The following is a 12,376-nucleotide window of genomic DNA, read 5'->3' as shown; positions in this document are numbered from 1 at the left end:
TGTTCAGCAAGAATTGGCGGGTAAATTGCTATTTAAGTCAAAAACGGGAAAAGTAATGGTAAAGCCACAGCTAAATACATAGAATCCCCAGCACATCCATAAGTCAGCTATTTACTATGCTCGAATTGCTTTACACCGCCCTTCTCTACCTTATTCAGCCGCTGATCTGGATACGGCTCTGGGTGCGCGGACGTAAGGCTCCGGCCTATCGAAAACGCTGGGGTGAACGTTACGGTTTTTACCGCCATCCGCTAAAACCAGGCGGCATTATGCTGCACTCCGTCTCCGTCGGTGAAACTCTGGCGGCGATCCCGTTGGTGCGCGCGCTGCGCCATCGTTATCCTGATTTACCGATTACCGTTACAACCATGACGCCAACCGGTTCGGAGCGCGTACAATCGGCTTTCGGGAAGGATGTTCAGCACGTTTATCTGCCGTATGACCTGCCCGATGCACTCAACCGTTTCCTGAATAAAGTCGACCCTAAACTGGTGTTGATTATGGAAACCGAACTATGGCCTAACCTGATTGCGGCGCTACATAAACGTAAAATTCCGCTGGTGATCGCTAACGCGCGACTCTCTGCCCGCTCGGCCGCAGGTTATGCCAAACTGGGTAAATTCGTCCGCCGCTTGCTGCGTCGTATTACGCTGATTGCTGCGCAAAATGAAGAAGATGGTGCACGTTTTGTGGCGCTGGGCGCAAAAAATAACCAGGTAACCGTTACCGGTAGCCTGAAATTCGATATTTCTGTAACGCCGCAGTTGGCTGCTAAAGCCGTGACGCTACGCCGCCAATGGGCACCACACCGCCCGGTATGGATTGCCACCAGCACTCACGAAGGTGAAGAGAGCGTGGTCATTGCCGCACATCAGGCATTGTTACAGCAATTCCCGAATTTATTGCTCATCCTGGTACCCCGTCATCCAGAACGCTTCCCGGATGCGATTAACCTTGTCCGCCAGGCTGGACTAAGCTATATCACACGCTCTTCAGGGGAAGTCCCCTCCACCAGCACGCAGGTTGTAGTTGGCGATACGATGGGCGAGTTGATGTTACTGTACGGCATTGCCGATCTCGCCTTTGTTGGCGGTTCACTGGTTGAACGTGGTGGGCATAATCCGCTGGAAGCTGCCGCACACGCTATTCCGGTATTGATGGGGCCGCATACTTTTAACTTTAAAGACATTTGCGCGCGGCTGGAGCAGGCAAGCGGGCTGATTACCGTTACCGATGCCACTACGCTTGCAAAAGAGGTGTCCTCTTTACTCACCGACGCCGATTACCGTAGTTTCTATGGCCGTCATGCCGTTGAAGTACTGTATCAAAACCAGGGCGCGCTACAGCGTCTGCTTCAACTGCTGGAACCTTACCTGCCACCGAAAACGCATTGAGGTTGTTATGCAAAAACGGGCGATTTATCCGGGTACTTTCGATCCCATTACCAATGGTCATATCGATATCGTGACGCGCGCCACGCAGATGTTCGATCACGTTATTCTGGCGATTGCCGCCAGCCCCAGTAAAAAACCGATGTTTACCCTGGAAGAGCGTGTGGCACTGGCACAGCAGGCAACCGCGCATCTGGGGAACGTGGAAGTGGTCGGGTTTAGTGATTTGATGGCGAACTTCGCCCGTAATCAACACGCTACGGTGCTGATTCGTGGCCTGCGTGCGGTGGCGGATTTTGAATATGAAATGCAGCTGGCGCATATGAATCGCCACTTAATGCCGGAACTGGAAAGTGTGTTTCTGATGCCGTCGAAAGAGTGGTCGTTTATCTCTTCATCGTTGGTGAAAGAGGTGGCACGCCATCAGGGCGATGTCACCCATTTCCTGCCGGAGAATGTCCATCAGGCGCTGATGGCGAAGTTAGCGTAGCGTTTATGCCGGATGGTATGCCATCCGGCGCGCATGAATTACTTCTGGCACTGCCGACAATAAAACGTTGCCCGCTGCGCATGTTTAGTCGCCACAATCGGCGTACCGCACACCCGACACGGCTCACCTTTTCGCCCGTAAACCTGCAATTCCTGAGCGAAATAGCCCGGTTTACCATCACTTTGCAGAAAATCTTTCAGCGTTGTACCACCCTGCTCAATCGAACGCAGCAACACCGCTTTAATCACCCGAGCTAACAATTCACACTCTGCCAGCGACAGTGATGACGCCAGCCGATCCGGATGGATCCCCGCCGCAAACAGTGATTCGCTGGCATAGATATTCCCTACCCCTACCACCAGCTTGTTATCCATCAGCCACGGTTTAATCGCCGTTTTTTTCTTCGCGCACTTCTGATGCAGATACTCACCATTGAAATCGTCGCTAAGCGGCTCCGGTCCAAGATGAGCCAGCACGTTGTGCCCTTCCAGCTCTTTGGTCCACAGCCAGACACCAAAGCGGCGCGGATCGGTGTAGCGCAGCACTTTGCCGTTGCTCATCACCAAATCCACATGGTCATGCTTTTCAGGGGGAAGTTCTTCTGGAAGGATGCGCAGGCTGCCAGACATCCCTAAATGAATGATAATCCAGCCCTCAGGCAGCTCCAGCAGCAGATATTTAGCCCGCCGCTGCACGCTAAGCACTGGTTGGTCGCTTAAACGGTAGATCTCTTCTGAAACCGGCCAGCGCAAGCGTCCGTTGCGCACCACTGCATGAAGAATGGTTGCACCAACGAGATGCGGTTCTATGCCGCGGCGGCTGGTTTCAACTTCGGGTAATTCAGGCATAGCATCTCCAGGAATGAACAGATGCAGTCAATATGGGGGCAAGCAGATAACAAAAAACCCCGCCGGAGCGAGGTTTTTTGTTACATCAAAGCGAGAATTATTTGATTTTCGCTTCTTTGTAGATCACGTGCTGGCGAACAACTGGATCGAATTTTTTCAGTTCCAGTTTTTCCGGCTTAGTACGTTTGTTCTTCGTAGTGGTATAGAAGTGACCAGTACCAGCAGAAGAAACCAGCTTGATTTTCTCACGAATACCTTTAGCCATGATTTATTTCCTCTAAGTACTTAGTACTTTTCGCCACGGGCACGCAGTTCAGCCAGAACTGTATCGATGCCTTTTTTATCGATTACACGCATACCTTTAGCAGATACGCGCAGGGTGACAAAACGCTTCTCGCTCTCAACCCAGAAACGGTGAGAGTGCAGGTTCGGCAGGAAACGGCGTTTAGTCGCGTTCAGTGCGTGGGAACGGTTGTTACCGGTCACCGGACGCTTGCCAGTAACTTGGCAGACTCGGGACATGTCTATTCTCCAAAAATCAAATTAGCTCGAGCTTCGTATGGGGTATTGGCGCCTCGTCAGGCTTTACAGCCCGGTCATCGCAGTTCTATGTGAACTCTCGATTGCCAGGCCCAAATGCCAAACCCGAGATTCTCAAAGGTGGCGTAGTATACGCTGACTCAGCGATGTGCTCAAGTCCCGAACAGACAAAGATCCCGAAGGATCGCGCATAGCGGGTTAAATCCAGCCGCGTTCGGCAAAAGAAACATACTCTCCACGCCCAATCACGATATGGTCGAGCACGCGTAAATCCATGAACTGACAACTCTTTATTATCCGTTCAGTAATGAGTTTATCCGCTTTACTGGGTTCAGCACAACCCGAAGGGTGATTATGTGCAAGGATCAGCGCCGAGGCGTTTATTTTTATCGCTTCGCGGATAATTTCCCGAGGATGGACTTCAACATGGTTTAGCGTGCCGGAAAAAAGACGGCTATGCGTTATAACCCGGTGTTGGGAGTCGAGAAAGATCACCATAAAGATCTCCCGCTCCTCACCCGTGAGCTGGCTTTGTAAAAATTCCCTCGTCATCTCCGGGCTGAGTAAAGGGCTTTCTTCACGCATCCGCACGTTGTAGTAACGCCGCGCCAGTTCAGCAATCCCCTTTAACTGGGCAAATTTCGCCACGCCAATTCCATGAACGCCACTAAATTGTTCATATTCAGAGGTTAACAAGCCATAAAGAGAGCCGAAATTCTCCAGCATCTCTTTTGCCAGGGTTAATACATCTTTACCGCGCGTTCCGGTACGCAGAAATAGCGCCAGCAGCTCGACATCCGTTAAGGCGCTAATACCAAACTTCAGCATTTTTTCGCGCGGCATCAACAGCTGTGAATTGTTTTTCACCTTCACCTCCTTTGTGGTGCTCGCATCCTGTCATAGCCGTTCCGTTAAATCGACGGCCAGTTTTCAATCCTGGAAAGCGCCTCGCAAAGTGATTCTCAGGTGAAGGCACGACAACAAAAGTATTGTGATAAAATCGCCAACTTCTGGTGTCACCCAACAGGAAAAATCATCATGAGCCTGGCCGGTAAAAAAATCGTTCTCGGCGTTAGCGGCGGTATTGCTGCCTATAAAACCCCTGAACTGGTGCGTCGTTTGCGCGATCGCGGGGCCGACGTCCGCGTAGCCATGACCGAAGCGGCAAAAGCCTTTATCACCCCACTTAGCTTGCAGGCGGTTTCTGGTTATCCCGTTTCCGACAGTCTGCTGGACCCGGCAGCCGAAGCCGCTATGGGCCATATTGAGCTGGGTAAATGGGCTGATTTAGTGATTCTCGCCCCTGCCACGGCAGATTTGATTGCCCGTGTTGCTGCCGGAATGGCGAATGACCTGGTATCGACGATTTGTCTGGCTACACCTGCGCCTGTAGCCGTGCTCCCCGCCATGAACCAGCAGATGTACCGTGCCGCTGCCACGCAGCATAATTTAGAGGTGCTTGCTTCCCGTGGTTTGCTCATCTGGGGGCCAGACAGTGGCAGTCAGGCTTGTGGTGATATCGGTCCTGGGCGAATGCTCGATCCGTTAACCATTGTGGATATGGCGGTAGCGCATTTTTCGCCCGTCAACGACCTGAAACATCTGAACATTATGATTACCGCCGGCCCGACGCGTGAACCGCTCGATCCCGTGCGTTATATCTCTAATCACAGCTCCGGCAAGATGGGTTTTGCTATCGCCGCCGCCGCTGCCCGTCGTGGCGCGAACGTCACGCTGGTATCAGGTCCGGTTTCACTACCGACGCCACCGTTTGTTAAACGTGTTGATGTGATGACCGCGCTGGAAATGGAAGCCGCCGTGAATGCTTCTGTACAGCAGCAAAATATTTTTATCGGCTGCGCCGCCGTGGCGGATTATCGCGCAGCTACCGTGGCCCCAGAGAAAATCAAAAAGCAGGCCACGCAGGGTGATGAATTAACAATAAAAATGGTTAAAAACCCCGATATCGTCGCAGGCGTTGCCGCACTAAAAGACCATCGACCCTACGTCGTTGGATTTGCCGCCGAAACAAATAATGTGGAAGAATACGCCCGGCAAAAACGTATCCGTAAAAACCTTGATCTGATCTGCGCGAACGATGTTTCCCAGCCAACTCAAGGATTTAACAGCGACAACAACGCATTACACCTTTTCTGGCAGGACGGAGATAAAGTCTTACCGCTTGAGCGCAAAGAGCTCCTTGGCCAATTATTACTCGACGAGATCGTGACCCGTTATGATGAAAAAAATCGACGTTAAGATTCTGGACCCGCGCGTTGGGAAGGAATTTCCGCTCCCGACTTATGCCACCTCTGGCTCTGCCGGACTTGACCTGCGTGCCTGTCTCGACGACGCCGTAGAACTGGCTCCGGGTGACACTACGCTGGTTCCGACCGGGCTGGCGATTCATATTGCCGATCCTTCACTGGCGGCAATGATGCTGCCGCGCTCCGGATTGGGACATAAGCACGGTATCGTGCTTGGTAACCTGGTAGGATTGATCGATTCTGACTATCAGGGCCAGTTGATGATTTCCGTGTGGAACCGTGGTCAGGACAGCTTCACCATTCAACCTGGCGAACGCATCGCCCAGATGATTTTTGTTCCGGTAGTACAGGCTGAATTTAATCTGGTGGAAGATTTCGACGCCACCGACCGCGGTGAAGGCGGCTTTGGTCACTCTGGTAGTCAGTAACACATACGCATCCGAATAACGTCATAACATAGCCGCAAACATTTCGTTTGCGGTCATAGCGTGGGTGCCGCCTGGCAAGTGCTTATTTTCAGGGGTATTTTGTAACATGGCAGAAAAACAAACTGCGAAAAGGAACCGTCGCGAGGAAATACTTCAGTCTCTGGCGCTGATGCTGGAATCCAGCGATGGAAGCCAACGTATCACGACGGCAAAACTGGCCGCCTCTGTCGGCGTTTCCGAAGCGGCACTGTATCGCCACTTCCCCAGTAAGACCCGCATGTTCGATAGCCTGATTGAGTTTATCGAAGATAGCCTGATTACTCGCATCAACCTGATTCTGAAAGATGAGAAAGACACCACAGCGCGCCTGCGTCTGATTGTGTTGCTGCTTCTCGGTTTTGGTGAGCGTAATCCTGGCCTGACCCGCATCCTCACTGGTCATGCGCTGATGTTTGAACAGGATCGCCTGCAAGGGCGTATCAACCAGCTGTTCGAGCGTATTGAAGCGCAGCTGCGTCAGGTATTGCGTGAAAAGAGAATGCGTGAGGGTGAAGGTTACACCACCGATGAAACCCTGCTGGCAAGCCAGATCCTGGCCTTCTGTGAAGGTATGCTGTCACGTTTTGTCCGCAGCGAATTTAAATACCGCCCGACGGATGATTTTGACGCCCGCTGGCCGCTAATTGCCGCGCAGTTGCAGTAATATGACGCCGGATGACTTTTCATCCGGCGAGTTTCTTTAAACGCCAAACTCTTCGCGATAGGCCTTAACCGCCGCCAGATGTTCCGCCATTTCCGGCTTCTCTTCCAGGTAAGCAATCAGGTCTTTCAGGGTGATGATAGAGATCACTTTGCAGTTGTAATCACGCTCAACTTCCTGAATCGCCGAAATCTCGCCGCGCCCCCGTTCCTGACGATCAAGCGAAATCAACACGCCAGCAAGCGTCGCGCCATTAGCCTGAATAATCTCCATCGATTCGCGAATCGCCGTTCCGGCGGTGATCACATCATCTACCAGCATTACGCGTCCTTGTAACGCGCTACCAACCAGATTGCCGCCTTCACCGTGGTCTTTTGCCTCTTTGCGGTTAAAGCAGTACGGCAGGTCAAGGTCATGATGCTCCGCCAGCGCCACGGCGGTAGTGGTGGCAATCGGGATCCCTTTGTAAGCAGGGCCAAACAGCAGATCGAACTCAAGGCCGGAATCCACCAACGCTTCAGCGTAAAAACGGCCTAACAGTGCCAGATCGCGCCCGGTATTAAACAGCCCGGCGTTGAAGAAATAGGGGCTTTTGCGCCCGGACTTCAACGTAAACTCGCCAAACTTTAACACCTGCTTGCCAAGCGCAAATTCAATAAACTGGCGCTGATATGGTTTCATGCCTTCGCTCCTCATCTTACTTTTCTACAGACAAAAAAAAGGCGACTCATCAGTCGCCTTAAAAATCAGTTTGCCAGCGCCGCCTTCTGCGTCGCTACAATGGATTCGATTCCCCCTCGGGCCAGCGCCAACAAGGTGAGTAGCTCTTCATGGGTGAACGGCTCGCCTTCTGCCGTCCCCTGCACTTCAATGATGCGCCCGTCTTCGGTCATCACTACGTTCATGTCGGTCTCTGCGGCTGAGTCTTCAACGTATTCCAGATCGCAAATTGCTTCACCGTTTACAATACCGACAGAAACTGCGGCTACCATCCCTTTCATCGGGTTGGTTTTCAGCTTGCCGTTTTCCACCAGCTTCTGTAGCGCATCTGCCAGCGCCACGCAGGCACCCGTAATCGACGCGGTACGCGTGCCACCATCAGCCTGAAGCACGTCGCAGTCCAGCGTAATGGTGAACTCACCCAGCGCTTTCAAATCTACTGCCGCGCGAAGAGCACGGGCGATCAGACGCTGGATTTCCATTGTGCGTCCACCCTGCTTACCTTTCGCCGCTTCACGAGCGTTACGGGTGTGGGTAGAACGTGGCAGCATGCCGTACTCTGCGGTGATCCAGCCCTGGCCCTGACCTTTCAGGAAGCGCGGCACGCCTTCTTCAATAGAGGCGGTACACAACACTTTGGTATCGCCAAATTCGACCAGCACCGAGCCTTCTGCATGTTTTGTATAGTTACGAGTCAGGGTAACGGGACGCACCTGATTATTGCTACGGCCTGCTGGACGCATATTGAAATCTCCGGCTTGAAACAAATGTGGCTGCGCATTATACGGACTTCCGGCGGTTATTCCTATCCTGACAAGGCATCGATGGCTATAATCCTTCCACCTCTCCTTTTATAAACAGGAACGTCTATGATCCGCAGTATGACCGCCTACGCCCGGCGTGAAATCAAGGGTGAATGGGGGAGCGCAACCTGGGAAATGCGCTCGGTAAACCAGCGTTATCTGGAAACTTACTTTCGTCTGCCGGAGCAGTTCCGTAGCCTTGAACCTGTCGTTCGCGAGCGTATTCGTTCTCGCCTGACGCGCGGTAAAGTGGAATGTACCCTGCGCTATGAGCCAGATGTTAGCGCACAAGGTGAGCTGATCCTCAATGAAAAACTGGCTAAACAGCTGGTAACTGCCGCGAACTGGGTAAAAATGCAGAGTGACGAAGGGGAAATCAACCCGGTTGATATTCTGCGCTGGCCGGGCGTGATGGCAGCCCAGGAGCAGGATCTCGACGCCATTGCCGCTGAAATTCTCGCGGCGCTGGATGGTACGCTGGACGACTTTATCGTCGCACGTGAAACCGAAGGTCAGGCACTGAAAGCATTGATCGAGCAGCGTCTGGAAGGCGTCACCGCCGAAGTGGTCAAAGTCCGCGCCCATATGCCGGAAATCCTGCAATGGCAGCGTGAGCGTCTGGTCGCGAAGCTGGAAGATGCTCAGGTTCAGTTGGAAAACAACCGTCTGGAGCAGGAGTTGGTTCTGCTGGCACAACGAATTGACGTTGCCGAAGAACTGGACCGCCTGGAAGCGCATGTCAAAGAGACCTACAACATTCTGAAGAAAAAAGAAGCCGTTGGTCGTCGTCTGGACTTTATGATGCAGGAATTCAACCGCGAGTCGAACACTCTTGCGTCGAAATCTATCAATGCCGAAGTGACAAACTCCGCCATCGAGCTGAAAGTGTTGATTGAGCAGATGCGCGAGCAGATTCAGAATATCGAATAAGCTATCAGTAAAAATCACCAAGCAGCAAAAAACCACAAAGCCCGCGAAATGTCGGGCTTTTTTGTTATCATGAGCTATCATAACAACGCAACAAAGCGCACAATATGCGTGTACATAGAGGTGTACATAATGACTTTCATGTACATTGCTTTATGTACACCCCCATATTCGATATTCAGGTATTCGCAATGCCAAAACTCACAGATATGCAGATCCGCGCATGGATAAAGGCGGGAGACAGATTTGATGGCAAGGCAGACGGCAACGGCCTTTATATTTGCTACCCCAAAAACTACACAGTCCCGTTCTGGCGATTCCGCTATAAGCTCGCAGGAAAGCAGCGGGCTATGGTTATAGGCTCTTACTCCGAACTGTCACTATCAAAAGCCAGAGAAACAGCAAAAGAGCTGTCAGCCAGAGTTGCTCTTGGCTATGACGTAGCAGCAGAGAAACAGGAACGAAAAGCTGAAGCACTGGCAAAAATGGAGGCTGAGAAAAACGCCATGCGTGTTTCAGATCTGGCCTCCGAATACTTCGAGCGCCAGATACTTCCGAGATGGAAACATCCCGATATCCTTCGCCGGAGAATTGATAAGGATATTAACCCCTGCATTGGGCATATGAAGGTAGAGGACGTTAAGCCACGCCACATTGACGACATGTTGAAAGGTATCGTTGACCGAGGAGCACCAACGATAGCAACAGATGTATTACGCTGGACACGCCGTATCTTTGACTATGGGATAAAACGCCACGCTCTGGAGATAAACCCTTGTTCAGCGTTTGAAGTATCTGATGCTGGTGGTAAAGAGGTTTCCCGCGACCGTTGGCTAACTCGCGATGAGCTTATCAGGCTATTCGAGGCTATGCGCACCGCAAAAGGATTCAGCCGCCAGAACGAACTGACATTTAAGCTATTGCTGGCACTATGCGTTCGTAAGATGGAGTTATGCGCCGCACGATGGGAAGAGTTTGATTTAGATGGTGCGGTATGGCATTTGCCGGAAGAACGCAGCAAAAACGGAGACCCTATTGATATACCTCTACCTTCCCCAGCCGTTGAATGGTTGAGAGAGCTACACACCTTTTCATGTAATAGCGCATGGGTGCTTCCGGCCAGGAAGATGCAAAACAGAATGATCCCACATATTCAGGAAAGCACTTTACCCGTAGCACTGGCTAAGGTTCGCGCCGAAATGCCGGATGTGCCTAATTTCACGATTCACGACTTCCGACGCACCGCACGTACTCATTTAGCAGCGTTGGGTGTTGATCCTGTTGTGGCGGAACGATGCCTCAATCATCGCATTAAGGGCGTAGAGGGGATTTATAACCGCCATCAGTATTTTGATGAGCGTAAAGCAGCACTGGCACAGTGGGCTGATCTGCTGGTGGCACTGGAAAGCGGAAAAGACTACAACGTAACGCCTCTCAGAAGGGCGAACTAACTGAATAGATTGAGCCTAGCTCGACGGGGCGAAAAGCGGGAAGCCTTACCGCCTGGCTCAATCACAAAATAAGGCGCAGCGTAAAAGGTGACGCAATGAACGACTCTCATGAAACAACTGCGGTGCATAGAAATTTATGGCAGGAATCAGGTATTCCACCTTTGGACTACTGCACGATAGAGCGAGCATCAAAATTATTAAATTGTGAAATTGATGATATATGGCATTGGAAAGATAGACTACATATAGACTTTTATGTCTATGCTGACTTTCTTGATTTCATTGAAGCTGATGCCGCCATCCACTTCAAAAAAGATGCTGATTTTATAACTGATTTATTACTTATGTACCCAGAAGAAGTAAGGTTTACATTTCCTTTTCTTATTACCAGCGCAAGCAACGAAGTTTATATCCCAGCATCTGAAAGCGGTGCTTATGAGCTATTTTATGCACATAAACCACTGACAGTTGAAGACAGAGACAATAAAAATGTTTTTGAACAAATTGGCAAAAACTCTTTTATTGTAAGAAAATCAATTGCATGCGGATTGTTGCGTGTACGCGGTAGTACAACACGACATTATCATTCACAAGAATGTGGAGAGCCATATGTGCGACTTGAAGCAACATTTGATTGTGATCTATATAAATTCAAAATGCAAAGTTCCCAGATTCACCTGAGTAGCCTGTCAGATAAAAACATTTATATAACAAAGGCTGATTTAGAATATCTTCACGACGCAAAGGTTAATGGAAGTTTTGACGCAGCTAAGAGCAAAAAACGATACGAAATGGCGGTAGAACAGGAACTAATACCTGAAATAAAAAATAGCAACCATAATGCCGAGAGACATGCTGAAAACAGGGAAAAACTTTTCAAATCAGCAATATATCTTTTGTCAAAGTATCCTGATGAATGCCGTGGCAAAAAGAAAGAAATAAGCCCTGAGAAGTGGCGGGATTGCATAGTGGCTCATAAAGACGAAATTCCACCGTTAGCAATCACAAATGAAGATGTGATTTTGAGACACTTACGTGCTGCCGCCAACGGTAAGGGGTAGAGTAGCTAACTATTCAGGCACAGTATCATTACTGTGCCTTTTTATTGTTCATATATGTACAGATACTTCCTCCCGTAACGAAGCAACAACTATCGCTAAGAGGTTACGGGAAGCATGAACACCGACACTATTCCTACAAAAGGCTATATCAGACGCTTCCGCCTGGCTGAATTGCTGGGCGTTAGTGTATCCACCATCGACCGTAAAGTAAGAAACGGTTCACTACCACGTCCGGTAAAGCTGGGAGAAAAAATAACTGCGTTTGATGCGGTTGAGATTCACAACTGGCTAGCAGAACGCCGCGGGAAGGTGGCCTGATGGAAAAGAAAAACCGCCCATTACAGGCGGCTAATTCAGATATTCGCGTATCTGATGTTACGCCCCTGACAAAATCCCTTCAAGCACCAAAGCGCACACCGAAAAAGCATCGTGCCAGAGTCTATATGCTGCGTACTGGTATAGAGGGATGGACAGAAAATGACATTCTTCGCTACTGCCGTCTGTCTTCTGGTCGTAACTATGCAACAGAGTTAGAACGCCAGCTTGGAATCACTCTGGAGCGTATCGACGAAAAGAATCCTGATGGTATCGGAACACACCTTCGCTACCGTTTCTCCTGCCGTGGTGATGTTCTGAAAGTGATCACTCATATTAACCATCTTGCGAACATAAATGATCACAACGGACTTTCTCAGCAGGAAATTGCCGACATTCTGAAACTCTACCCGGACGCGTTTAACGCCGCCTAAC

General features: G+C 50.5%; 16 protein-coding genes. 10 read left to right on the top strand and 6 right to left on the bottom strand.

Translation table 11 applies throughout. The features are described from left to right. The first annotated feature begins 116 nt into the window (after positions 1-116). Both waaA and coaD read left to right on the top strand, forming a co-directional pair. Positions 117-1,394: a lipid IV(A) 3-deoxy-D-manno-octulosonic acid transferase gene (gene waaA, locus HGD79_RS16335; protein WP_000891564.1), complete on the top strand. Its 1,278-nt coding sequence runs from the start codon at positions 117-119 to the stop codon at positions 1,392-1,394. 7 nt (positions 1,395-1,401) lie between these two features. Further along, positions 1,402-1,881 (top strand): pantetheine-phosphate adenylyltransferase, encoded by a 480-nt coding sequence (gene coaD / locus HGD79_RS16330; RefSeq protein WP_001171866.1) that lies wholly within the window; start codon positions 1,402-1,404, stop codon positions 1,879-1,881. Between the two features lie 38 nt (positions 1,882-1,919). Here coaD and mutM read toward each other — a convergent pair whose 3' ends face one another. The 4 genes from mutM to radC form a co-directional block, all read right to left on the bottom strand. Continuing rightward, positions 1,920-2,729, bottom strand: coding sequence for a bifunctional DNA-formamidopyrimidine glycosylase/DNA-(apurinic or apyrimidinic site) lyase (mutM, locus tag HGD79_RS16325; RefSeq protein ID WP_168848444.1), 810 nt, complete (start codon positions 2,727-2,729; stop codon positions 1,920-1,922). A gap of 97 nt (positions 2,730-2,826) precedes the next feature. Next, positions 2,827-2,994, bottom strand: coding sequence for a 50S ribosomal protein L33 (gene rpmG / locus HGD79_RS16320; protein WP_001051798.1), 168 nt, complete (start codon positions 2,992-2,994; stop codon positions 2,827-2,829). A gap of 20 nt (positions 2,995-3,014) precedes the next feature. Continuing rightward, entirely contained in the window at positions 3,015-3,251 is a 237-nt protein-coding gene (gene rpmB, locus HGD79_RS16315; protein ID WP_000091955.1) for a 50S ribosomal protein L28, read from the bottom strand. Between the two features lie 216 nt (positions 3,252-3,467). Beyond that, entirely contained in the window at positions 3,468-4,136 is a 669-nt protein-coding gene (gene radC, locus HGD79_RS16310) for a DNA repair protein RadC (protein WP_001298959.1), read from the bottom strand. 171 nt (positions 4,137-4,307) lie between these two features. Between radC and coaBC the strand changes: the two genes are divergently transcribed. The 3 genes from coaBC to slmA all read left to right on the top strand — a co-directional run bounded on the left by coaBC (position 4,308) and on the right by slmA (position 6,667). Next, complete coding sequence (gene coaBC, locus HGD79_RS16305) at positions 4,308-5,528, top strand: bifunctional phosphopantothenoylcysteine decarboxylase/phosphopantothenate--cysteine ligase CoaBC (RefSeq protein WP_000050139.1); 1,221 nt, start codon at positions 4,308-4,310, stop codon at positions 5,526-5,528. Beyond that, positions 5,506-5,964, top strand: coding sequence for a dUTP diphosphatase (gene dut / locus HGD79_RS16300; RefSeq protein WP_021534570.1), 459 nt, complete (start codon positions 5,506-5,508; stop codon positions 5,962-5,964). Before coaBC ends, dut begins: the two co-directional genes overlap by 23 nt. A gap of 106 nt (positions 5,965-6,070) precedes the next feature. Beyond that, positions 6,071-6,667, top strand: a complete 597-nt coding sequence (gene slmA, locus HGD79_RS16295; protein WP_000818601.1) for a nucleoid occlusion factor SlmA — start codon at positions 6,071-6,073, stop codon at positions 6,665-6,667. A 36-nt stretch (positions 6,668-6,703) separates the two neighbouring features. Here the strand turns inward: slmA and pyrE are convergent, their stop codons facing one another. Together pyrE and rph are read right to left on the bottom strand one after the other, a co-directional pair. After that, positions 6,704-7,345, bottom strand: coding sequence for an orotate phosphoribosyltransferase (gene pyrE / locus HGD79_RS16290; RefSeq protein ID WP_000806161.1), 642 nt, complete (start codon positions 7,343-7,345; stop codon positions 6,704-6,706). Positions 7,346-7,410: 65 nt separating this feature from the next. Beyond that, on the bottom strand, positions 7,411-8,127 hold the full coding sequence (rph, locus tag HGD79_RS16285; RefSeq protein ID WP_001247089.1) for a ribonuclease PH: 717 nt from the start codon (positions 8,125-8,127) through the stop codon (positions 7,411-7,413). A gap of 126 nt (positions 8,128-8,253) precedes the next feature. Between rph and HGD79_RS16280 the strand changes: the two genes are divergently transcribed. The 5 genes from HGD79_RS16280 to HGD79_RS16260 all read left to right on the top strand — a co-directional run bounded on the left by HGD79_RS16280 (position 8,254) and on the right by HGD79_RS16260 (position 12,375). After that, the gene (locus HGD79_RS16280; protein ID WP_000621336.1) at positions 8,254-9,117 is read left to right on the top strand and encodes a YicC/YloC family endoribonuclease; all 864 of its coding nucleotides are present in this window, start codon (positions 8,254-8,256) and stop codon (positions 9,115-9,117) included. Between the two features lie 188 nt (positions 9,118-9,305). Beyond that, positions 9,306-10,565, top strand: coding sequence for a site-specific integrase (locus tag HGD79_RS16275; RefSeq protein WP_001555742.1), 1,260 nt, complete (start codon positions 9,306-9,308; stop codon positions 10,563-10,565). A gap of 95 nt (positions 10,566-10,660) precedes the next feature. Beyond that, positions 10,661-11,626 carry a hypothetical protein gene (locus tag HGD79_RS16270; RefSeq protein ID WP_001555743.1) on the top strand — a complete coding sequence of 322 codons (966 nt, stop codon included), beginning with the start codon at positions 10,661-10,663 and terminating at the stop codon, positions 11,624-11,626. 114 nt (positions 11,627-11,740) lie between these two features. Further along, positions 11,741-11,944, top strand: a complete 204-nt coding sequence (locus HGD79_RS16265; protein ID WP_001090781.1) for an AlpA family phage regulatory protein — start codon at positions 11,741-11,743, stop codon at positions 11,942-11,944. After that, entirely contained in the window at positions 11,944-12,375 is a 432-nt protein-coding gene (locus HGD79_RS16260) for a hypothetical protein (protein WP_000412538.1), read from the top strand. The genes HGD79_RS16265 and HGD79_RS16260 overlap by 1 nt, the downstream gene beginning before the upstream one ends. Position 12,376 lies beyond the last annotated feature (1 nt).

This window comes from Escherichia sp. SCLE84 (assembly GCF_012584495.1).
In the GTDB taxonomy this organism is placed as follows: domain Bacteria; phylum Pseudomonadota; class Gammaproteobacteria; order Enterobacterales; family Enterobacteriaceae; genus ECMA0423.
The sequence above is the reverse complement of the archived record's forward strand: the minus strand, read 5'-3'. Positions and strand labels throughout refer to the sequence as shown.

What these genes read in the sequence shown, in the direction of transcription:
- waaA (WP_000891564.1), top strand. Translation starts at nt 117, where the DNA reads ATGCTCGAATTGCTTTACACCGCCCTTCTCTACCTTATTCAGCCGCTG.
- coaD (WP_001171866.1), top strand. Translation starts at nt 1,402, where the DNA reads ATGCAAAAACGGGCGATTTATCCGGGTACTTTCGATCCCATTACCAAT.
- mutM (WP_168848444.1), bottom strand. Translation starts at nt 2,729, where the DNA reads ATGCCTGAATTACCCGAAGTTGAAACCAGCCGCCGCGGCATAGAACCG.
- rpmG (WP_001051798.1), bottom strand. Translation starts at nt 2,994, where the DNA reads ATGGCTAAAGGTATTCGTGAGAAAATCAAGCTGGTTTCTTCTGCTGGT.
- rpmB (WP_000091955.1), bottom strand. Translation starts at nt 3,251, where the DNA reads ATGTCCCGAGTCTGCCAAGTTACTGGCAAGCGTCCGGTGACCGGTAAC.
- coaBC (WP_000050139.1), top strand. Translation starts at nt 4,308, where the DNA reads ATGAGCCTGGCCGGTAAAAAAATCGTTCTCGGCGTTAGCGGCGGTATT.
- dut (WP_021534570.1), top strand. Translation starts at nt 5,506, where the DNA reads ATGATGAAAAAAATCGACGTTAAGATTCTGGACCCGCGCGTTGGGAAG.
- slmA (WP_000818601.1), top strand. Translation starts at nt 6,071, where the DNA reads ATGGCAGAAAAACAAACTGCGAAAAGGAACCGTCGCGAGGAAATACTT.
- pyrE (WP_000806161.1), bottom strand. Translation starts at nt 7,345, where the DNA reads ATGAAACCATATCAGCGCCAGTTTATTGAATTTGCGCTTGGCAAGCAG.
- rph (WP_001247089.1), bottom strand. Translation starts at nt 8,127, where the DNA reads ATGCGTCCAGCAGGCCGTAGCAATAATCAGGTGCGTCCCGTTACCCTG.
- HGD79_RS16280 (WP_000621336.1), top strand. Translation starts at nt 8,254, where the DNA reads ATGATCCGCAGTATGACCGCCTACGCCCGGCGTGAAATCAAGGGTGAA.
- HGD79_RS16275 (WP_001555742.1), top strand. Translation starts at nt 9,306, where the DNA reads ATGCCAAAACTCACAGATATGCAGATCCGCGCATGGATAAAGGCGGGA.
- HGD79_RS16270 (WP_001555743.1), top strand. Translation starts at nt 10,661, where the DNA reads ATGAACGACTCTCATGAAACAACTGCGGTGCATAGAAATTTATGGCAG.
- HGD79_RS16265 (WP_001090781.1), top strand. Translation starts at nt 11,741, where the DNA reads ATGAACACCGACACTATTCCTACAAAAGGCTATATCAGACGCTTCCGC.
- HGD79_RS16260 (WP_000412538.1), top strand. Translation starts at nt 11,944, where the DNA reads ATGGAAAAGAAAAACCGCCCATTACAGGCGGCTAATTCAGATATTCGC.